The 19,742-nt window shown below is 66.2% G+C and carries 17 protein-coding genes; 3 read left to right on the top strand and 14 right to left on the bottom strand.

Annotation, left to right across the window (positions count from 1 at the left end):
- Positions 1–10: 10 nt before the first annotated feature.
- Genes OLX23_RS21550 through OLX23_RS21510 form a run of 9 tightly spaced genes read right to left on the bottom strand, consistent with a single transcriptional unit; the run spans position 11 to position 8,740 of the window.
- The gene (locus tag OLX23_RS21550) at positions 11–1,105 is read right to left on the bottom strand and encodes an NAD-dependent epimerase/dehydratase family protein (RefSeq protein ID WP_264447245.1); all 1,095 of its coding nucleotides are present in this window, start codon (positions 1,103–1,105) and stop codon (positions 11–13) included.
- Entirely contained in the window at positions 1,102–2,496 is a 1,395-nt protein-coding gene (locus tag OLX23_RS21545; RefSeq protein ID WP_264447244.1) for an FAD-binding oxidoreductase, read from the bottom strand. The genes OLX23_RS21550 and OLX23_RS21545 overlap by 4 nt, the downstream gene beginning before the upstream one ends.
- A complete protein-coding gene (locus OLX23_RS21540) occupies positions 2,493–3,251 on the bottom strand; it encodes an HpcH/HpaI aldolase family protein (protein ID WP_264447243.1) in 759 nt (252 codons plus the stop codon). Before OLX23_RS21540 ends, OLX23_RS21545 begins: the two co-directional genes overlap by 4 nt.
- 4 nt (positions 3,252–3,255) lie before the next feature.
- Positions 3,256–4,143: an SMP-30/gluconolactonase/LRE family protein gene (locus OLX23_RS21535; RefSeq protein ID WP_264447242.1), complete on the bottom strand. Its 888-nt coding sequence runs from the start codon at positions 4,141–4,143 to the stop codon at positions 3,256–3,258.
- The gene (locus tag OLX23_RS21530; RefSeq protein WP_264447241.1) at positions 4,140–5,420 is read right to left on the bottom strand and encodes a cytochrome P450; all 1,281 of its coding nucleotides are present in this window, start codon (positions 5,418–5,420) and stop codon (positions 4,140–4,142) included. Before OLX23_RS21530 ends, OLX23_RS21535 begins: the two co-directional genes overlap by 4 nt.
- Positions 5,384–5,890: a cupin domain-containing protein gene (locus tag OLX23_RS21525; protein ID WP_264447240.1), complete on the bottom strand. Its 507-nt coding sequence runs from the start codon at positions 5,888–5,890 to the stop codon at positions 5,384–5,386. Before OLX23_RS21525 ends, OLX23_RS21530 begins: the two co-directional genes overlap by 37 nt.
- A gap of 15 nt (positions 5,891–5,905) precedes the next feature.
- Positions 5,906–6,700, bottom strand: coding sequence for a phytanoyl-CoA dioxygenase family protein (locus tag OLX23_RS21520; protein ID WP_264447239.1), 795 nt, complete (start codon positions 6,698–6,700; stop codon positions 5,906–5,908).
- A 4-nt stretch (positions 6,701–6,704) separates the two neighbouring features.
- Positions 6,705–7,085: a nuclear transport factor 2 family protein gene (locus OLX23_RS21515; RefSeq protein WP_264447238.1), complete on the bottom strand. Its 381-nt coding sequence runs from the start codon at positions 7,083–7,085 to the stop codon at positions 6,705–6,707.
- Entirely contained in the window at positions 7,082–8,740 is a 1,659-nt protein-coding gene (locus OLX23_RS21510) for an FAD-binding protein (RefSeq protein ID WP_264447237.1), read from the bottom strand. Before OLX23_RS21510 ends, OLX23_RS21515 begins: the two co-directional genes overlap by 4 nt.
- A gap of 247 nt (positions 8,741–8,987) precedes the next feature.
- Between OLX23_RS21510 and OLX23_RS21505 the strand changes: the two genes are divergently transcribed.
- Positions 8,988–10,088 carry an AraC family transcriptional regulator gene (locus OLX23_RS21505; protein WP_264447235.1) on the top strand — a complete coding sequence of 367 codons (1,101 nt, stop codon included), beginning with the start codon at positions 8,988–8,990 and terminating at the stop codon, positions 10,086–10,088.
- Positions 10,089–10,129: 41 nt separating this feature from the next.
- On the opposite strand, the gene OLX23_RS21500 is transcribed toward OLX23_RS21505, so the two are convergent.
- Positions 10,130–11,509, bottom strand: coding sequence for an aromatic ring-hydroxylating oxygenase subunit alpha (locus tag OLX23_RS21500; RefSeq protein ID WP_264447234.1), 1,380 nt, complete (start codon positions 11,507–11,509; stop codon positions 10,130–10,132).
- A 189-nt stretch (positions 11,510–11,698) separates the two neighbouring features.
- Between OLX23_RS21500 and OLX23_RS21495 the strand changes: the two genes are divergently transcribed.
- Both OLX23_RS21495 and OLX23_RS21490 read left to right on the top strand, forming a co-directional pair.
- Complete coding sequence (locus OLX23_RS21495; RefSeq protein ID WP_264447232.1) at positions 11,699–12,490, top strand: phytanoyl-CoA dioxygenase family protein; 792 nt, start codon at positions 11,699–11,701, stop codon at positions 12,488–12,490.
- A gap of 127 nt (positions 12,491–12,617) precedes the next feature.
- The gene (locus OLX23_RS21490) at positions 12,618–14,357 is read left to right on the top strand and encodes an N-acyl-D-amino-acid deacylase family protein (protein ID WP_264447230.1); all 1,740 of its coding nucleotides are present in this window, start codon (positions 12,618–12,620) and stop codon (positions 14,355–14,357) included.
- A 241-nt stretch (positions 14,358–14,598) separates the two neighbouring features.
- Here OLX23_RS21490 and OLX23_RS21485 read toward each other — a convergent pair whose 3' ends face one another.
- The 4 genes from OLX23_RS21485 to OLX23_RS21470 are packed head-to-tail and all read right to left on the bottom strand — an operon-like array spanning position 14,599 to position 19,689.
- Positions 14,599–16,395, bottom strand: a complete 1,797-nt coding sequence (locus tag OLX23_RS21485) for an acyclic terpene utilization AtuA family protein (RefSeq protein ID WP_264447229.1) — start codon at positions 16,393–16,395, stop codon at positions 14,599–14,601.
- A 1-nt stretch (position 16,396) separates the two neighbouring features.
- Positions 16,397–17,284 (bottom strand): TIGR03620 family F420-dependent LLM class oxidoreductase, encoded by an 888-nt coding sequence (locus OLX23_RS21480; RefSeq protein WP_264447227.1) that lies wholly within the window; start codon positions 17,282–17,284, stop codon positions 16,397–16,399.
- A gap of 39 nt (positions 17,285–17,323) precedes the next feature.
- The gene (locus OLX23_RS21475; RefSeq protein WP_264447225.1) at positions 17,324–17,950 is read right to left on the bottom strand and encodes a TetR/AcrR family transcriptional regulator; all 627 of its coding nucleotides are present in this window, start codon (positions 17,948–17,950) and stop codon (positions 17,324–17,326) included.
- Positions 17,947–19,689 (bottom strand): N-acyl-D-amino-acid deacylase family protein, encoded by a 1,743-nt coding sequence (locus tag OLX23_RS21470; RefSeq protein WP_264447224.1) that lies wholly within the window; start codon positions 19,687–19,689, stop codon positions 17,947–17,949. The genes OLX23_RS21475 and OLX23_RS21470 overlap by 4 nt, the downstream gene beginning before the upstream one ends.
- Positions 19,690–19,742: the final 53 nt, after the last annotated feature.

Below are 19,742 nucleotides of genomic sequence, written 5' to 3'. Positions count from 1 at the left end.
CGGGTTTCTCCTAGAAGCTTGGCAGCAGGCGCAGCGCCTGCATGCGCTTGAGCCCGTCCAGCAGGCTGGCGAGGCTGTCGCGGCAGGCGGCGAAGCCGGCGGTGCGGATCTTGATCGTGCTTACCAGGGTCGGCAGTGCGCGCTTGGCGATCATCCGCTCGCTGAGGAGCAGATCGACATAGTGGTGCGATTGCCCGATGACCGCTGCCAGGTCCGGCTCGCGCAGGCCTTCGCGTTCGGCGATGCGCCTCCAGGCGGCGATGGCCTTGTCGCTTTCGAGAAAGGTCGCGATCCCGCCCGGCCGCGGATCGGCCGCGACCAGGCCCAGTGCCGTGGCCAGAGTGGGCCAATCGTCGTGAAGCACGAAGATGTCGCCATTGGTCAGGTTGAATGTCGCGTTGCGGGCGCCGTCGGCGCTCATCGCCCAGAGCAGGGCTTTGGCGATCAGGCCCGCATCCGCCGCTTCCCAGACCAGCGGGCCGCTGGCCGGATAGGCGAAGGGCTGGCCCAGTTCCCGGCACAGCGCCGCATAGGCGCCGAGCGCGGCCACGGGATTCATCGCCGCGCCCGGTGCGCTGCCGAAGACGATCTGCGGGCGCAGGATCGTCCAGCCGAAGGCGTGCCGGTCGGCTAGGGCACGCAAGGCGTCTTCCTGCTCGAAGTAGAAGTTGGCGTGATCGTCGCGCGGTGCGTCTTCGCGGGCGGGGAGGGCGATTGGATGAAGATGGGCACCATAGGCCTTGGTGCCCTGGAATAGCCCGATCCAGGACAAGGCGCCGGCCTGCGCGAGCGGCGCCGCGAGGTTGGTGAACATCGCCGCATTGCGTGCGATCTGCGCGGTATCGGACCAGCCCGCGACGAGGCCGGCCTGCTCCGAGACGGCCGCGTAGACGAGGTGGGTTACCGGACCATGCTCGCGGCACATCTGCGTGCAAGCAGCGGTGTCGGTCAGGTCGAGGGATAGGTGGGTGAACGCGGTACCTTCGGCCACGGCCGGCGCGCGGCGCGAGATCGCCAGCACCTCGAAGCCTGCGGCGGCGCAGGCTTCCACCGCGGCGCAGCCGATCACGCCGCTGGCGCCAGCAATGGCGACGCGCCGGGTCACAGGATCACCTTGCCCGGATTGAGCAATCCGGCGGGATCGAGCGCGTGCTTGATCCGCCACATCAGCGCGATCTCCTCCGGGCTGCGCGTGTGCCCGAGAAAGCCGGTGCGCGATCGGCCGATGCCGTGCTCGGCGGCGATAGAGCCGCCGACGCGGCGCACGGCCTCGTAGACCAGGGCATCGACCGCGGGCTCCAGCGCCTCGCCTTCGGGGCCGACATGGACGATGATGTGGAGGTTGCCGTCCCCGGCGTGGCCGTAGAACAGCATGCGCGCACCCGGATAGGCGGCTTCGATCCGCGCCCGCACCTCGGCCGCGAAGCCCGGCATTGCCCCCAGCGCCATGCTGACGTCGTAGACCACGAAAGGCCGATAGGCGGCGAGGCCCCCGGCCATGTCCTCGCGCACAGCCCAGAGCGCCTCGCGCTCCTTGCCCGACTTGGCGATCACCGCGTCGACCACGAGACCCTGCTCGATCGCCGCGACCAGCGCTCCTTCGAACTGATCGGGATCGCCTTCGGGATCGCCGCCGAGCATCTCGATCAGCGCGTAGAATGCCTGGCCTTCGGCCATGGGCCGCGGGCGGGTGCCGAGCTGTGCCTCGGTCATGGCTGTGTAGAACTCGCGCCACATCAATTCGAACGAGGACATCCGGCCGCCCAGCCGCACTTCCAGCGAACGCAGCAGCCGCGTGACTGCCGAAAAATCGGCGAGCGCGACGAGCGCGGTCTGGTCCGATGCCGGGCGCGGCCGCAAGCGCAAGACGGCGCGGGTAACGATCCCCAGGGTGCCTTCGCTGCCGATCATCAGGTGCTTCCAGGCATAGCCGGCATTGTCCTTGATCATCGGCGTCAACGCCGAGACCACGGTGCCGTCGGCCAGGACGACTTCGAGCCCGGTGACCATGTCGCGCATCATGCCCCAGCGCAGCACACGGTTGCCGCCGGCGTTCATGGCGATGGCGCCGCCGATAGTGGCCGAACCGCGCGAGCCAAGGTCGAGCGGGAGGAACGCGCCCTCGGCTTCGGCCGCTTCCTGCGCGATCTGGAGCACGCAGCCGGCCTCGACCGTCATGCTCATTCCGTCCGTGTCGATCTCCAGCACGCGATCCATGCGATCGAGCGACAGGGCAATGCCGCCCGGTTCGGCAATGGCGCCGCCGACGGTTCCGGTCTGGCCGCCGACGACGGTGACCGAAGCCCCGTGCTCGCCGGCCAGGCGAACCACGGCGGCGACCTCATCGGTGGAGCCTGGCCGCACGAGGAACAGCGGGTCGCCCAGATATTTGCCGAGCACGTCCCTGCGAAACTTCGTGTCCGCTTCGTCGCCGCGAACCACGTAGCGTTCGCCGAGGACCGCGGCCAGCGCGGCGCCCAGCACGGCGCCCGTCATTCGCCGGCCAGCTTGCGCAACTGTGCCAGCTCGGCCTCGGCGGCGCGGCGCATGAACAGGGAGTCGCTGCCCGTGGCCAGGAAGGTCACGCCGCGTTCGATCTGCAGCGCCGCATTGTCGGACCCGAAGGATACCGAGGCGCAGATCAGGCCATGCTGCTTGCAGACCCGAGCCACGGCCGCGATCGCGTCGATCACTTCGGCCCGCATCTCGAAGGAGAATTCGTAACCGAGGCTCAGCGCTAGATCGACCGGCCCGACCAGCAGGCCGTCGAGCCCGGGCGTCGCCGCTATCGCCTCGACATTGGCGAGCGCTTCCCTGGTTTCGATCATGACCACGCACAGCGCATCGTGGGCCGCTCCGTCGGGGCTGTACCAGCGCCGAACCGGGCCGAAGGATCGGAAGCCGCGCGGCGGATAGCGGCTCGCGGCGACCGCCAGTTCGGCCTCCTCGGCCGTATTGACCATTGGCACCACGACCCCGGCCGCACCGAGATCGACGACGCGCATGATCCGCGCTGGATCGAGCCAGGGCACGCGTACCAGCGCGGGCGCGCCGGCGGCATCGAGCGCTTGTAGCATCGGCAGCAGCGCGGCTTCCGAGGCTGCGCCGTGCTGGGTATCGATGACCACGGCATCGAAGCCGACCCGCCCCATGGTCTCGGCCGAGACCGTGTTGTCCAAAGCCAGCCATGTGCCGAAAGCGGCGGGCGGGCCCATCAGGCGTTGGCGTAGAGGGCTGGTGGAAGCGTTCATGAGACTAGCCTTCGAACACTGGATCGAGGCGCCCGGCATGGTCGCCTTCGATGCGGAAGAGACCGCCGTCGAGCGCCGAGGAGCGCTGGCCGTCGAGGCCGTGACGGATCGTGGTGACGAACATGGAGGTCATGTCCGGTCCACCGAATGCCAGCTTGGTGGGATTGGCGAAAGGCAGCCGAATCTCGACATCGGCAGTACCGTCGGGGCGGTATCGGCGCAGTTTGCCGGCATAGACGAGGCTGGCCCAGTAGCCGCCCTCGGCATCGACCGCGGCGCCGTCGACGAAGCCGTCGTCGGGGCCGAGCGTGAAGAAGGTGGTTCGCTCGCCCAGTTCGCCGCTGGCCGGGTCCACCGCATAGCGGTCGCAGCGCATCGTGGTGGAATCGGACAGATAGAGCGCGTCGCCGCTCGGGCTGAAAGCCAATCCATTGGCGCAGGACAGGCCTTCGATCACCGGAACCAGCCGGTCGCCGCTGAGCCGGAACAGCTTGGCCCCGCCGGGATGGAGGTTCGCCGGGCCGACGCGGTGATCGATCGCGCCCACCCAAAAACGCCCGGCCGGATCGCAGGCGCATTCGTGGAGCGAGGCCTCGTCGCCGAGCGACGAAGCGGCGCGCAAGGTCAGCGCGCCGCTGGCGAAGTCGAAATCAAATATCCCCGAACCAAGCGTCACCAGCGCGCCGCCCTGGGCCTTGAAGACGAAGCCGCCGACGCGTTCGGGCATCGTCCAACTCGTCGTTTCGCCCGTATCGGCCTGCCAGCGCTGGATGCACGGGCCTTCGCAGTCGATCCAGTAGAGCGCGTTCTCCACTTCACGCCAGACCGGGGTCTCGCCGATCACGTCGTCGATCGCGCCGATGCGAGTGACTTCGGGCTCGAAGATGGTCACGCGGCGTGCTCCTCGATGATCACCGGCAGCTCGTTCCAACCCCATTGGAAGCTCGACGGCAGCCGGACGGCGCGATCGCGATCGAAGGAGAAACGCTTGGCGCGGCGCAGGAAGGTCTCCACCAGGATGCGCAGTTCGAGCCGGGCGAGATGGATGCCGATGCAGTAATGCTGGCCAGTGCCGAAGGAAAGCACGCGGGCGATCTTGCGGTTCCAGACGAAGCGATCGGGATCCTCGAATTCCGTGGGATCGCGTGCGGCGGAGCCGAACAGGGCGATGATCCGCTGTCCCTTGCGGACTTTCGCGCCCGCCACTTCGACATCCTTGTGCGCGGTACGGGCGAACCATTGCGCGGGCGCGCAGAAGCGGATCATTTCCTCGACTGCGACGGGGACCCTGGCAGCCAGATCGGCGCGCACGGCATCGAGCTGGCCTGGCGCCTGGTTGAGTTCCATCAGGCCGTGCGCGGCGATCTTGGGCACGGTCTCGACCCCGCCGATGAAGACGCAGGTGAGCTGGGTCGCGATCTCGGCATCGGTCAGCGGTCGGCCATAGTAGCCAAGCTGGATCAGCCCATCGATCAGCGCCACCGAGCCGTCCGCGCCGGCGTGGCGCCGCCTGGCGACATATTCGCTCATGATGCCCACGCAATGCCCGATGATCGTCGGCACGTCGGTGCCGCCGGCCTCGGGATCGGTGCGGCTCAGCGAATTGACCAGATCGAGCACTTCGCCGGCTCGCGCGAGCGGCATGTCGAGCAGGTGGCAAATCACGCTGGCGGTGACATGGCCGCCATAGTCCTGGGTCAGATCGAAGGTCTTGCGCGGCAAGAGTTCATCTAGCCTGCGCTCGGCGAGATTATGGACGAATTCGGCGAGTGCACGCACCGCGCGCGGGCGGAACGGCTTGATATGCGCGTTGCGCAGCACCTCGAAATGCGGAGAACCCATCATCGCGCCGATCGGCAGCGGATCGAGCGGCAGTTCCTGGACCTCGCCGCCATTGTGCCGGCTGAGAATCTCGGGCGTGGGCAGGGTCGTGTCGGTGGCGATGAAGGCGTTGCCGCCGACGGTCAGCACGTCGAACACGTCCTGGAAGCGCGAGAAGACCCAGGTGTCGTATCGCGGCAGAAAGAGCGCAGGCGCCTTGGCGCGCAGCACTTCGTAGAACGGCAGCGGCGCCTCCATCACCGCCTGGCTGAACGGATCGTAGTCCGCAACGTCGATCGGCAGCGTGGCCATCAGGCGTTTAGTGCCGGCATCGTCGCGCTCGCCCATTCGCCCTGCTTTGCGGTCACCGTATCGAGCGCCTTCTGCCAGAAGGCGAGGCCATTGGCATGGTTGACGAAGTTGAAGCTGGTCGCATGGCGGAATTCCAGCGCTTCGACACCCTCGGGCCCGGGGGTGTAGGTATAGGGCACGTTGGCGGGTACGAAGAAGGCGTCGCGCGGACCCAGCGTCTCGGTGCCGAGCCGGATGGAGCCCGCGACGATGTAATAAAGGCAATCGGCGTCGTGGCTGTGCAGCGGCAGCGGATAGCCGTGCTTGAACCAAACATGCAGCAGGCTGAAGCCGGGCAGGTTGACCAGCAGTCTCTCCTCGGCGCCGTTGAACACGCCCGCTTCCTGTACCTGGCCGAGCAGCGGCAGGACCTCGTCCCTGAACGGTTCGAAATGCATGCAGCCGGTCTCGGCCGCCATGGGCGCGTCGGCAGCGCGGAAGATCTTGAATTGCTTGTCGTCGGTCATCGTCGATCTCCAGGCTTAGGGTTCGAGCCCGTTCAACCGCCCGACGATCTGCGGGCGGAAGCCCAGCAGGGTCAGCAGGGTGTCGGAGCCGAACTGGCGAATGACGGGATTGAGCGAGAGGAACCAGTTTTCCTGGGGCAGGTAGATGGGCAGCGTGTACCAGTTGAATAAGCCGGCACGCGGGGCCTGGGTCTGGTTGCGGCCGGTGCGATGCCAGCAGCGCCCGTCGATGACGAGCATCGCGCCGGCGGGAGCTTCGATCGGCACCAGCACGGGCAGGGTCTCGTCGGCGCGATGGCTGCGATTGAGCAGGTGGCTGCCGGGGACGACACGGGTCGCGCCGTTGTCGGCGGTGAACGCGTCCAGGCACCAGGCGATATTGATCCCGTGCGGCGCGGCCCAGGGCTCGGGCATATAGGACTGGTCGGCATGCAGCACCTCGTCGGCGCCGTGCTGGTTGACCAGGTTGGCGGCGCTGCCCGAAAGCAGGGCGGGCCAGCCGATCGTCGCGCGCAGGAAAGCCAAGGCCAGCGGATGCTCGACGAGCCTGCAGAACGAGGGATCGCGGCTGATCAGGTTCCAGACGCGCTGGTTGGCATTGGTGTCGCCGTCGTAGGCATAGCGCTTCTGCCAGCCTTCCTCGCGGTCGAAGCGCGCGATGCGGTAGAGCGTAGCATGGTAGTCGGCGAGTTCGTCGGCGCCGAGCACACCTTCGACGACGCAGAAGCCGTCGCGGGCGAGTGCTTCCATGGCGGCTGCAGGGACCTGGGGCTCCGTGTCCGGCATGGCGAGTAGGGATGTCTCAGCCATCGCCTCAGTCTTTCGCCGCGAGTTGCGATAGATCGACATATTCCTCGAGCCGGGCGATCAAGCCCTCCCGCAGCGTGAAGACGATGCAGCCCGGCCAGTCGACCACCCGGCCGTCGGCGCTTTCGAGCTGAAGGATATGCTGCTGCACGAAGCCTTCCGCGGTCGGCAGCCGGCGCACCTCGATGTAGCGCCGGGCCGTGAAGTTATCGAACAGCGTCCTCAGCCCGGCGATGCTGGCCTCGGGCGCCAGGGCAAGCTGGTCGAAATTGTGCCAGATGCGCGCGTCGGGAGTGTAGCAGGCGAGCACGCCCGCTACCGATCCGGCTTCGAGCGCGCCGAAGAAGGCCTCCGCCAGGCTGTCGATGGGATCCGCGAGCGTGCTCATGCCGCCTCCGCCGCGCTGATCTGGTTGGCCTGCATGGCATGGCGCGCCGCGACGTAGCCGAAAGCGATGCCGCCGCCGATGGAGGCGCCGGCGCCGGGGTAGCTATGACCGACCACGGGCGCAGTGATATTGCCGGCGGCATAGAGCCCGGCGATCGGCACGCCCTCGGTGGTCAGGACGCGCGAGTATTCGTCGGTGACGAGCCCGCCCGAAGTGCCGACGTCGAGTGGCCAAATCCGCGTTGCATAGAACGGCCCCTGCTCGATCGCGCCAAGCGATGGGTTGGGTCCGTGGGTCGGATCGCCCATCGCCTTGTTGTGGCCGCTGGCGCCGCGATTGAAGTCCTCGTCGCGGCCGCGCGCGGCGAAGCCGTTGAAGCGTTCGACCTCGGCCAGGAAACAGGCGGCATCGATGCCGCATTTGCTGGCGAGTTCGGCCAGGGTGTCCGCCTTCACCAGATAGCCGCTTTCGACCAAAGGTTCGGGCGACTTGCCGACCATCACCGGACCCCAGCTATAGTGCTTCAAGGCGCGGCTTTCGAGGATGGCCCATGACGGCACCGCGCCCTTTGCATACATGCGCTGGCCGAACTCCATGTAGGACCCCGCTTCGTTGCCGACGCGCTTGCCGTCGGGGCCGACGATGATGATGTGCGGCTTGCCGCTCTCGCCCGGGACGTGGAAACCGCCATAGGTGCCGTCGGGCATCAGCGAGCCGGGGGTCCACCAGGCTTCTTCCATGCAGTCGATGTCGGCGCCCAGCGCCATCGCCATCTGCATCGCATCGCCGGTGTCGCCGGGATTGACCATGGTCCATTCGGTCTTCGACGGCTGCGGCTGGTACTTGTCGCGCATCTCCTGGTTGCGCGAGAAGCCGCCTGCGTTGAGCAATACGCCCTGCCGCGCGCCGATCGTGCGATCGCCCTCGGGCGTGCGCACCTTGACCCCGACCACGGCGCCGCGATCGGTGAGGAGCTCGGTCAACTCGTGCTCCATGCGGATCGGAATGCCGGCATCGAGCGCCGCGCGCAGCATGCGGCCCTGCACGGCATTGCCCGAGCCGCGGCGCTTGGCGCCGGTCAGCTTGTCGCGGAAGATGTCCCACCCCAGTCGCAGCGCCGCCTTCTTCCCCTTCCAGGTGCGCTTCGCCAGGGTCAGGTCGACGAATTTGAAGCTGCCGACGGGCAGCGGCGGGAAGCCGTAGAAGCTTCCCAGCTTGTCGCGCCATTCGTCGAGTTCGTTAAGATCGAACAGTTCGGCCGAGATCGTCCGGCCATAGTCGTGCCCGCCCGGCGCCGCCGAATAGTAATCGGGCCAGGGAACGCGGATCAGCTTGACTCCCTGGTCGAGGAGGAACTGCACCGCGCGAGGGCCTTCCGTCAGGAACATCTCGCGCTTGGCCGTGGGCGAGGCTTTCGACGGTTCGCCGACGATATGGTTGAGATAGGTGCGCGAGGCTTCCTCGCTGTCATCGTCGAGCAGCGGGTTGTTGGGGATCCAAGCGATCCCGCCCGAGAAGGCGGTCGAACCGCCAAACAGCGCCTGCTTCTCCAGGATCACGGGGCGACCGCCCAACGCCTTGGCCGCGAGTGCCGCGGTCACCGATGCACAGCCGCTGCCGACGATCACCAGGTCGAAAGTCTCGTCGAAATTCATCCAGCCCCTCCGCAAGGCGAGCCTGCGTCGTTCGCCGGCAGGCTCGTTTGAACGACTATCCTAGTGTTGCGGGAAGGGGCTGTCTTTGACACCTCGCGACATTCGACTGGGCAATGCCGACAGCACGATCCCGGGACGGCAAGCCCCCGCGTGGTTGCCAGAAGGCCCCGCCTTTGGCATCTTCCGGGAGCAACTTCGACGAAGGGCGAAGGCGGCCAAGAAAATGATGGTCGAGAGGAGCAATAGGGTGAACACGAGCGGTTCGAATCCTCAGGTCGCGGCACCGCCAAGCGATTCGCAGGCCATGGTGCGCGCCGAGAGCCTGACCTATTTCGCCGAGCTGGTCCGCTCGCGCGGGCACGACCCGCACCCGCTGTTCGCCAGCGTGCGCATCGACCCCGCGGTCGTGGCGACACCCGATCAGTTCATTCCCTATCGCCAGATGATCCAGCTGCTGGAAAACGCCGCGGACAAGCTCGATTGCCCCGATCTCGGCCTGCGCCTGGCACAGCGGCAATATTCGGAAGGCATCCTCGGCCCGCTCGACATCGCAATGCGCAATTCGGCGACCGTGGTCGACGCCTGGCGCTTCTGTGCGGACCACGCCTACACCTACAGCTCGGGCGCTAATGTCGCGATCGTCAGCGACCGCGAGCGCGACCGGACCGCGATCCGCTTCGAGATCGTCCTGCCGCGCCTCTATCGTCGGCGGCAGGCGGTCGAGCATGCGCTGCTGATCTCGCACCTGGCTACCCGCATGTTCTCGGGCGACCGGGCAGTGCCGCGCGAGGTCTGGTTCCAGCACGAGCCGATCGAGGAAGCGACATCGCACGAGGAGCGCTTCGGCTGCCGCGTTCGCTTCGCCCAGCCGAGCAATGGGCTGTTCTATGCGGCGGGTGATTTCAGCACGCCGGTGGTCGGGCGCAACGATCGGGTCTTGCAACTCGCGACCTATTTCATCGATTCCCAATTCCCGTCGCCGACCGCGCTGATCCGCAGCCGCGTGAGGCTGGCGATCGAGCAGCAGTTGGGCGAGGGGGCCTGCACCCAGCTCGATGTCGCGGCGGCGCTGGCCATGCATCCCAGGACCTTACAGCGCCGGCTGCGCGACGAGGGCGGGAATTTCGAGGCGATCAAGGACGAGGTGCGCCGCGATGCCGCGGTTCGGTACCTGCGGCAGACGCGCTTGCCGTTGAAGACGGTGGCGAGCCTGCTCGGCTATAGTGAGCTGTCGGTGCTCTATCGCAGCTGCCAGCGATGGTTCGGAGAGTCGCCGACGACCGTACGACAAGTGAAGGACATTGCCCTGCTGGATGCCCCCGGCGCGGAACTGCGCTGGTCGGCTTGAGTGGGATCCTCCCCGAAAGAGGGGGAGTATCTAGCTTGCTCTCATTCCGCCGCTTCAGGCACTTCCACCAGCGGTTCGGCCCCCAGCGCGTCGTCCGCATGCGCATCCTCCAGGAACCGACGCAGGGTCCGATGGAAGTGCGACACCGCACGCTCCTGGACTGGGCTCGGCCGGCCGCCCTTGAAGCCGCGTGACTTCATGCCTTTCTGCACCTTGGGAATGTTCTCGAAGTCCTGGCGGAAGATCAGCGGATAGTCGCCGTCGCGCCAGTCGTCGTAGACCTCGTGCTCGACCTTGGGCTCCTGGCCCGGGGCGAAGCGTTCGAGCGACCAGACGTCGAACACCGTCTTCTGGTGATCGTCGCCGCAGGGGCGGAAGCGGTACCAGATCACCGCTTCGACCGCGGGATGAAGGAAGGCGGTGTTGGGGAACACGTGCCAGTCGAACCCGCTTTCCGCCATATATTCGGGAGTGAGGCCAGCGGGCCAGCCGGCGCCGGATTCGACTGCGGCTTCGTAGATGAACTGGCCCCATTTCCCGAGCACTTCCTCGGCCGGCGCGTCAGCGGCCACTTCCTTGCGCAGACGCTGCGTCGCTTCATAGGCGCGATCGGTCTGCATGGCTTTCAGGTAGTCGCGGAACTGGTCGGCATATTCGAACAGGTACTCGCGAAAGTCGCTGATCTCCTTGGGCGGCAGCCGTTCGCTGCGGCCGACGGGTAGACCTGCGCCGCCGGCATAGGAGATCCAGCCATGGCGCCCCATGGCTCGGCTGATCGAATAGTCCTTGGTATAGGTCAGCATCTGCGCGTGCGTCGTCTGCACGTGGTAGAATTCGGTGAAGGCGCCCAGCGTGGTCTTCCAGTTGGCCGGCACGGTCACCGTCTTGTACCAGGCGGGGCGCAACTTCTCGAACTCGTAGAGCTCGCACTTGGCCTTCATCGGCTCGAGGAACTGGTCGAGCGGCTGGCATCCGTCATCCATGTTGATCCAGACGAAACCGCCCCAGGTGCCGATCTGGACCGGGACGAGATCGATGTCCTGCTGGCTGAGGCACGTGCCCCAGTCGGCGCGGTCGACCACTTTGACGCATTCGCCGCTGTTGGCGAAGCGCCAGCCGTGGAACGGGCAGACGAACTGCTTGGTATTGCCCTTGCCCTGGACGAGCTGGGTACCGCGGTGGGTGCAGAAATTGTAGAACGCGCGCAGCGTGCCGTCGTCGCCGCGCGCGATGACGATCGAATCGTCGATGATGTCGTAGACGATGTAGTCGCCGGGATTGGGCACTTCGTCCTCACGGCAGGCGATCTGCCAGACCTTGGGCCACAGGTGCTCCTTCTCCAGCTCGTGGAAGCTTCGATCGAGGACGTCGGCCTTCGGAACGTAGTCGTCGCGCACGTCTTCGGGAGAATAACCCACCATCTAAACTCCGATCCCAAAGGGCCTTGTGGCCTGTCGTGTGCAGGCTACCGCAGCGGGCGCCTCCTCGCCAAAGCCTGCGGATTGACCTCAGGCGACAATCTGGCTGCGGCACCGACCAGCAGGCGGGCCGGGCATGGCTCGGACCGGCGCCTGGGTGCATGGAGGACGGGCAGCATCGGAGTTGTACTCTTGCACGTCACGCTCAATCCTCGGCTCGATGGCCCGGCGATCGCCCGCGATCTCGAGGATCAGGGGTTCAGCATCATCGAAGGCGTGCTCGACCCGGCCCAGGCCGCGGCGCTCAAGGCCCGGCTTATCCAAATCGCCGGCGAGCTGGAGGCCAGGGGCGTCTCGACCCATACGGCGATCATCGACCCCAACCCGGCCAACGTGCGCGTCTATGGCCTGCCCGATCACGACCCGGCCTTCCTGCAGCTGGTATCGGAACCGGTGGTGCGCGAAGTCGTCGATGCCTGCCTGGGACCGGACGTCATCCTCTCCAACTTCTCGGCGAATATCGCACGGCCGGGCGCCAAGGCCATGAAGATCCATTCGGACATGGCCCTGGTGATCCCGGCGCCCTGGCGCGAGCGCTGGGCACTCAACATGATCTGGTGCCTTGACGACATTTACGACGCCAACGGCGCCACGCGCTATTTGCCCGGCAGCCATCGCTTTTCCGAGATGGCGGAGCTGCCCGCCGACGCCGAAGCGCAGATGCGTGCGTTCGAGGCGCCGGCCGGATCGGTGATCGTGCTCGATGGGCGTACCTGGCATTCCTCGGGCGACAATATCACCCAGGACGCCGACCGGGCCTTGCTGTTCGCCTATTTCAGCCGGGGCTTCATTCGTCCGCAGGCCTGCTGGCATGAGACTCTGCGGCCCCCGACGATTACCTCGTTGGACGAAGCGCAGCGCCAGCTCTTCGGCTTTGGTGAGCTTGCCAACGTGCATGGCGCAGGCCTCGTCACGCTGACCTGATAGGTTTGTCGGCGAAGGCCCGCGATGTGTCGTCCGGCGTCATAGACCATCGCCACCCGTGGACATAGCTATCCTGGTCAGGACAGCAGACCGGCTGGCAAGCCGGCCCAAGCAGCGGGAGTAGAGCATGGACTATCGCACGCTCATCAGGAATGGCACTGTCGTCGACGGAACCGGCCGCCCGGCTTATCGCGCCGACGTGCGCATCCGCGCTGGACGCATTGCCGAGATCGCTCCGCAGCTCGAACCGCGGGACAACGAACGCGTGTTCGACGCGAGCGGCTGCTACGTGACCCCCGGCTTCATCGAGGCGCATAACCACTGGGACGCGGCGGTCTGGTGGTCGCCGAACATGGAGCCTTTTCCGGGCTATGGCGTAACCACTTCGATCAACGGCAACTGTGGCTTCTCGCTGGCGCCGCTTCCGCAGGATGGCTCGGGTCGCGACGACATCGTCGACATCTTCAACTTTTTCGAGGACATCCCCGAAGTCCCGATGAGGGGCGCCATTCCCTGGGATTGGCACACGTGGAGCGACTACAAGTCCACGCACGAGCGCAACGTGCGTACGCCGGTCAATTTCGCTTCGTTCTGTGGCCACATCCCGATGCGCCTGGCGGTCATGGGCGAGGCGGCCTGGGAACGCGCCGCGACGGCCGAGGAGGTCGAGCGAATGTGCGCCCTGCTCGACGACGCGCTCGCGGCCGGGGCCATGGGCCTCTCGTCGAACCAACTCGACCACGACAAGCACGACAGGCCGCTGCCCTCGCAACTGGCCGATGACACGGAATACCTTGCTCTCCTGGGCATCCTGGCACGCTATCCTGGTGCCACCTTCCAACTTATCATCGACAACTGGATGCACATGACCGCGACAAAGGTGGTCGAACGGCTCGGCGGGCTCTGCGAGCAGGCGGGGGTGCCGTATCAGTGGGCAGGACTGCCGACGCTCGACTTCCAGCAGCAGGCGGCGAGCGAGCAGTGGGAACTGCACGAACGGTTCAAGGCGCAGAACCTGCCGTTCTGGACCGGCTTCACCCATGTGCAGTTCATGTTCTCGGTTGATTTCAAGCGTACGCTGATCTTCGCGCAGCTGGGCTTGCAGCCTTGGCAGGATATCGTCGAGATCACGGACGATCAGGCCAAGCTGGCCGCTCTGGCCGATCCCGAATGGCGCGCGCGGGCACGCGAGAGCTGGGACTCCGGCTTCAGCAACAATGCCTTCACCGCTCAGTCGGTGTTCCTGCGCGAAAGCGAGAATGGCTCGGGCCCGGTGGGCGTGAAGCTCGAAGTGTTCATGCAGGCCGAAGGAATCGATCATCCATCCGACGCGCTGGCCGACTGGGTGATCCGCAATGGCACGGACTCGGTCGCGCTACAGGACGGCTGGGGCAAGGTGCAGGAAACGATCATCCGCTTGCTCAAGGATCCCCGCTCGATTCCCAACGTCTCGGACGCGGGGGCGCACGGCAAGATGTTCTGCGGTGCAGGCGACAACGTGCTGTTGCTGACCGAATACGTCCGCGACGGCAAGCACCTGACGATCGAGGAGGGGATCAACGCGCTGACCGGCCGGCAGGCGGAATTTTTTGGCTTGAGCGACCGCGGCGTCTTGCAGGTGGGCATGCTGGCTGACGTCTGCGTGTTCGACTTAGCCGAGATCGAGCGGCGGCCAGAAGAGAAACTTTGGGATATTCCCGACGGCTCGGGTGGTCGGACATATCGCTATATCCGGCCTGCTGCTCCGATGCGTCTTACGATCGTCAATGGTATCCCGACGTTCGACCAAGGCGTGTTCACAGGGAAATTTCCTGGCCGCTTCATCGGTCCGCATCGTGGTATCGAGCGGGCAATCGCTGCCGAGTAGGGTGCCGAGAATCTAAGATCGTCCGCGCCTGGCCAGCCGTGCTCGACCCCTTGGCGGAACTTCATAGGCCTTCAGCTCGCGCGTCCTAGGCACACCGCCAGGTGTCCGCCTCGGCAAGCGAGCCCCACCTGGCCGTGAGCCGCTGCATGCCATAGGGAAGAGAAGTAAGGCTGGGGCCGCCGACTGAACGGTCTTGAGATGGGCGCTAAGGCTCGTCGGAAGCTGCCCTCGGTTCATAACTTCACGTTTCGTATGACCTTTGCAGCAATTCTGCGCTGATCGGAATATCCATCTCCAGAAGTAGTTGTGCCATGCCCTTGGCGACGGGGTCCACATAGGTCGAGGCCAGGACGCCGCCGTCCATTGCATTCCGCACGACGAAGTTCAGCGCGGACAATCCCGGCACGCTGAAGCTTTCGACGCTAAGCGCACCGGGATAGCCGAGTGCTCGGCCGTAGTGTTCGCCCACCGTTGCTGGTGTGAGCGCGGCCGCGATGTAGGGCAGATATTCGGATTGCCGTGCGATCACCGCGACGTTGAACAGGTTGCCTTTGTCGCCGCTCCGTGCCCAGGCCAGCCGGACTAGCGGCACAACGCGCAGCGGATCGGCATCATCAGCCGGTACCGGCAAGGCCGGCGCCTTGCTTCGTGCGTGGTGCCCCGCGTCAGCATCCTCCCGCCGGAACGAAATGGGGGCTCCATCGAGCGTAACGGTCAGCGACAGGGCTGACTTGGGGAGGAGAAACCCGCTGATCCATTGGACCGGGCGGACCGAGGCGCCGAGTCCCAATGTAGTGCCGACGGACATGTGGCTGATCGCCGAGGCCTGTTCGCGTACAAGCAGTTGCGCGCCTTCGCGGTCCGGATGATCAGCCACAATCCGGCACAGGGCGGTCGTCGCTCCCTCACCGCTGCCGCCGATAACGTCGCAGCGCGTTCGCGTGAGCGGCGGTAACTGGCTCTGGCGCAACATGGTGTCGACGCGGCGGAACAGTTCCGCGCCGATCCTCTCCGCCTTGGCGTCGGCTTCGAGGCCTATGATCGGGATGAGCGCCGCCGCTCGCCATCCGCTGTCGTAAGTCAGGCTGGCCTTGTAGGTCCCGCTCCGGCCCAGTCCGCGGGCACCTTTGACCGCGACGCGATCGGGGCCGATCTGCTTCAACGTGACCGCGGTGAAATCGCAGACCACGTCGGCCACGACATAGCGCTGCGGATCGCTGACTTCGTAGAGCAACTGTTCGGACACCGTTCCGACCGAAACCAGACCGCCGGTGCCCTCAGGCTTGGTGATGACCAGACTGCCGTCAGCGGCGCACTCGCCGATCGGCATGCCGATCCCCGCCCAGTCGGGTACGTCGCGCCAGTCGGTGAAGGTGCCGCCGGTGACCTGCGCCGAGCATTCGAGCAGGTGTCCGGCCAGCGTTCCCGCGGCGAGCAGGTCGAAATCGTCCGGCCCCCAGCCGAATTCCTGGATTAGTGGCCCCAGCGCCAACGCGCTGTCGACCGCGCGGCCGGTGATGACGATGTCTCCGCCGGCGCCCAATGCGGCCGCGATCGGGAAGGCGCCGGTATAGGCGACGAGACTGTCGACGCGGTCGGCGCGTTCGACCTTTTCCAGCACCGACGAGCCATCGAACATGTCGCACGTATCGGCGTCGATATGGGCATTCAGGTTCGCCGTGAGATTGTCGCCAGCGACAACGCCGATGCGCGGGCACAGCCCCAATGCCTCGGCGCGGCGGCGCAGAGCTTCGGCGCAGGCTGCGGGATCGAGCCCGCCGGCATTGGCGACGATGCGAATGTTCCGGTCGAGCAGGGTCTGGAGGTGCGGCAGGATATAGTCGTCGGCGAAATCGGCCGCGAATCCTAGGCCGGTGCCTTGGGCCATGCCGCGGCCCAGCCCGCCCATGACCGATTCCGCAAGGAAATCGAATATGATGTAGTCGAGCTTGTCGGCCTTCTCGAGCAGTTGGGCGATGCCCATGCGGCTGTCGTTGAAGAAGGCGGTGGCGGCGCCGATCCTGACGATCCGGCTCACTCTATGGCTCCTGCCAGCCGTTTGGCGCGAGCTGTCCTAGGGCGGCGTCGTCGAAGGTGCCGAAGCCGGCGTTTGACAGCGGCTGGATGCAGACGTGATCGGCGCCTGCCTGCCAGTGCGAGCGTACTCGGTCGCGCAGCGCGTCGAGATCGCCCCAGGCGACCGTGGCATCGATCAGCCGGTCCGATCCCCCATCGTCCAAGTCGGCGTCGCTGAACCCGAGGCGCTGCCAGTTGGCGCGGTAGTTCGGCAGGTTCAGATACATGCCAAGCGTGGCGCGCGCGGTCGCACGGGCCTTCGCCACGTCGGTTTCGAGCACCACCATCTGTTCGACGCAGAGCAGCTTATCGGGGCCGAGGCGCTGTCGCGCATCGGCGGTGTGCTCGGGGGTGACGTTGTAGGTATGCGCGCCGTCGGTCATCTCGGCCGCCAATTCGAGCATGCGCGGGCCGAGCGCTGCGATCACCAGCGGCGGCGTCGCTGCCGGCGGCGGGGCCATGTAGAGCGATCGCGCCATGGCTTCGAGATAGGCCCGCATCGCCGCGATCGGTTTGCCGTATGCATGTCCGCGCATTCGTTCGACGGCCGGCGCGTGCGAGACGCCGAGGCCGAGCAGGAACCGCCCATCCGACTGTTCGGCCAGTCCCTGCTGGACCGCGCGGGCCGACTGCGCGTCGCGTGCGTAGATGCTGGCGATGCCGCTGGCGACGATCAGGCTGGAAGTATTGGCGAGCAGCCAGGACGACAGCACGGTCACGTCGCGGCCGAAGCTTTCGGGCTGCCAGAGCGCGCCATAGCCCAGCGCCTCGACGGTCCTGGCCAAATGCGCGACCTGCGCCGATGACAGCCCATCCGTGGCGCACCAGACTCCCAGACGACCAAGTTCCATGCAACCTCCAGCAATGGCCGCCCGCGTGGGCAGCAGAAGTTATTTCGCGACGAAGGCGACGAAGCGGTCGGCGAGAACTTCGACGATGAGAAAGTCTGCCGCCACGCCCAGATTGCGCGCGGCGTGGTTGCTCTGGTCGAACAGTTCGTAGAGCAGCAGCGAGGCCTCGACATAGCGGCGGCGATCCGCTGGCGCGTGCGGATCGAGCGCGAAGGCCGGAATGTCCTTGCCGAGCGCGGAGATGCTGTCGTCGATGAAGGCGTGGCCTTCCTCGGCGAAGCCGGCTTCGATCACGTTCGCCTGGATGAACGCCTGCAGGATCGCGCGCTGTTCGCGGTCGACCGCGAAGATCCCGGCGATCCAGTCGCGTACCGTCTCGAGATCGCGGAAGTCGCGGCTGCCGATCGCCGCGATCATCGGCAGGTGGGCTTGCGCGTTCAACCGGAAAAGCTCGGTCGCGATTTCGGCCTTGCCGCCGAAGTGGCGGTAGAAGGTCATCCGGCTGACGCCTGCCGCCAGCGCGATCTCCTCGATCGACACCGGCACGTAGCCGCGCTCGCAGAAGGCCGTCGCCGCGGCGGCCAGCAGCCGGCCGCGCGTATCCTCCTTGCGGCGGCTCTGGAACGCGAGCAGCCCGGCGGGCAGGGCGAGGGCGGCGCCGGTCATTCGGCGGCGATCGCCAGTTCTTCGGACGTCTCGGGGCCGACGAACCGGCCCGGATAGCGGCCGGTGAACTCGCCGCGGTCGAAAGTCGGCTCGCCGTTGACCAGGGTCAGGCGCATTGGCGCCGGATCGCGCGTGTAGCGATAGGTACGTCCGCCGGTGCCGTCCCAGACGTCCCAGGTCTTCTTCTCGGGCCGCATCTCGATCTCGTCCAAGTTGAACACGGTGATGTCCGCCGCCTTGCCGACTTCGATCAGCCCGCGATCGTGCAGTCCGAAGAATTCGGCGAGCCGCCAGGTCAGCATGTGCACGCCCTGCTCGATCGAGATGATGCCGCGGTCGCGGACATAGTCGGTCAACAGGAACACGTTGTAGCCTGCGCCGCAGAACAGCTTGCCGTGCGCGCCGGCGTCGCTGACGTTGGCGAGCGAGTGGGTGTCGACGAGCAGCTTTTCGAGGATCTCCTCGTTCTTCTCCCAGGACTTCTTGAGGATCACCGATTCCTGGCCGTTGTTGAGCACCCACTGCGCCATCGCGTCGGAGGCGTGGTTGATGCCGGTTTGCGCCATGTAGTCGGCCAGGGTCACGCCGATCGGGCCGTAGCCGGACTCGCTTTCGCGCAGGAACAGCGCGTCGGGGTGGTGCAGGTAGGAATGCGGGAACTGGTTCTCCCAGGCATCCCGCGCGCGGTCGCGCCATTCCGGGTCATTGAGCAGGGCGACCTTGGCGTCCCAGCCGGGCGTGTTGACCAGTTCCTGCCAGACCGGGTTGCCGTTCTGCCCGAAGACCAGCGTGCGGCCGAAATTGATCACCGAGGTGGGCGAGAGCACGTTGAAGCTGGTGTAGATCGGCAGACCCTCGGCCTTGAACTGCGCGTGCAGTTCCTCGGCCCGTGCGAGTTGCGGCTTCATGTATTCGAGCGAGGGCATGCCGGCCCACTGCAGGCGGACGCCGGTCTTCTTCGCGAGCTTTCCGAAGCGCTCGAGATTGTCGTTGGCCGTGTGGCGCATGAAGTAGTCGAGGATGACCTGGATCGTCGCGCCCGGATAGCGTGCGACCACCTCCATCAGCGCCTCGAGTTCGGCATCATCGGCGAGTTGCGAGGGCAGGGGGCGCTCGTACTTGTCGAAATCGAGGAAGTTGGAAGACAGGCCCATGGCGCCGGCCGCGAGCGCATCGTCGAGCAGCGCGCACATCCGGGCGATCTCGTCGGGCGTTGCAGTGCGCGTCCAGGCATCCTGGCCCATTACCGAAAGCCGCATCGGGATGTGGCCGCAGAACGAGCAGAAGTTCAGCGGCAGGCGGACCTTGGCCTCCATCGAGGCCTTGTATTCGCTCCATTTGCTCCAGTCCCAGGGGACGATCGAGCGCATCGGCTCTTCGGGAATGTCCTCGAAGTAGTTGAAGATGTCGATCACGTTCTGGCGGCCCTCGTCGCTGGCGGGGGCCGGGGCCATCGAGAAGCCGCAATTGCCGTTGATCGAGGTCGTCGCGCCATAGGCGGGCAGTGGATCGAGGTTAGGCGACCACCAGACGCCGCCGTCCCAGTGGTTATGCGTCTCGATCAGACCGGGTGTGACGTAGCAGCCCGCGGCGTCGAACACGCGTTCGCCGGTGCCCGCCGCCAGATCGCGGCCGATCTCGACGATCCGGCCGCCGGCGATGCGAACGTCGGCGGCATAGGCCGGCGCACCCGAGCCATCGACCACGGTGCCACCCTTGATGAGGATACGGATTTCCATCGCATTTCTCCCGGCTCGACTCGGCTTGGCGCCAATGTGTTACATGCTGTCAC

This window comes from Novosphingobium sp. JCM 18896 (genome assembly GCF_025938095.1).
Classification (GTDB): domain Bacteria; phylum Pseudomonadota; class Alphaproteobacteria; order Sphingomonadales; family Sphingomonadaceae; genus Novosphingobium.
Note: the sequence above shows the minus strand (reverse complement) of the source record. Positions and strands in the feature narration are given on the sequence as shown.

Bases quoted from the DNA above. Each gene is read 5' to 3' on its own strand.
- OLX23_RS21545 (WP_264447244.1), bottom strand. From the start codon at position 2,496: ATGACGGGCGCCGTGCTGGGCGCCGCGCTGGCCGCGGTCCTCGGCGAA.
- OLX23_RS21540 (WP_264447243.1), bottom strand. From the start codon at position 3,251: ATGAACGCTTCCACCAGCCCTCTACGCCAACGCCTGATGGGCCCGCCC.
- OLX23_RS21530 (WP_264447241.1), bottom strand. From the start codon at position 5,420: ATGGGCGAGCGCGACGATGCCGGCACTAAACGCCTGATGGCCACGCTG.
- OLX23_RS21525 (WP_264447240.1), bottom strand. From the start codon at position 5,890: ATGACCGACGACAAGCAATTCAAGATCTTCCGCGCTGCCGACGCGCCC.
- OLX23_RS21520 (WP_264447239.1), bottom strand. From the start codon at position 6,700: ATGGCTGAGACATCCCTACTCGCCATGCCGGACACGGAGCCCCAGGTC.
- OLX23_RS21515 (WP_264447238.1), bottom strand. From the start codon at position 7,085: ATGAGCACGCTCGCGGATCCCATCGACAGCCTGGCGGAGGCCTTCTTC.
- OLX23_RS21510 (WP_264447237.1), bottom strand. From the start codon at position 8,740: ATGAATTTCGACGAGACTTTCGACCTGGTGATCGTCGGCAGCGGCTGT.
- OLX23_RS21500 (WP_264447234.1), bottom strand. From the start codon at position 11,509: ATGGTGGGTTATTCTCCCGAAGACGTGCGCGACGACTACGTTCCGAAG.
- OLX23_RS21490 (WP_264447230.1), top strand. From the start codon at position 12,618: ATGGACTATCGCACGCTCATCAGGAATGGCACTGTCGTCGACGGAACC.
- OLX23_RS21480 (WP_264447227.1), bottom strand. From the start codon at position 17,284: ATGGAACTTGGTCGTCTGGGAGTCTGGTGCGCCACGGATGGGCTGTCA.
- OLX23_RS21475 (WP_264447225.1), bottom strand. From the start codon at position 17,950: ATGACCGGCGCCGCCCTCGCCCTGCCCGCCGGGCTGCTCGCGTTCCAG.
- OLX23_RS21470 (WP_264447224.1), bottom strand. From the start codon at position 19,689: ATGGAAATCCGTATCCTCATCAAGGGTGGCACCGTGGTCGATGGCTCG.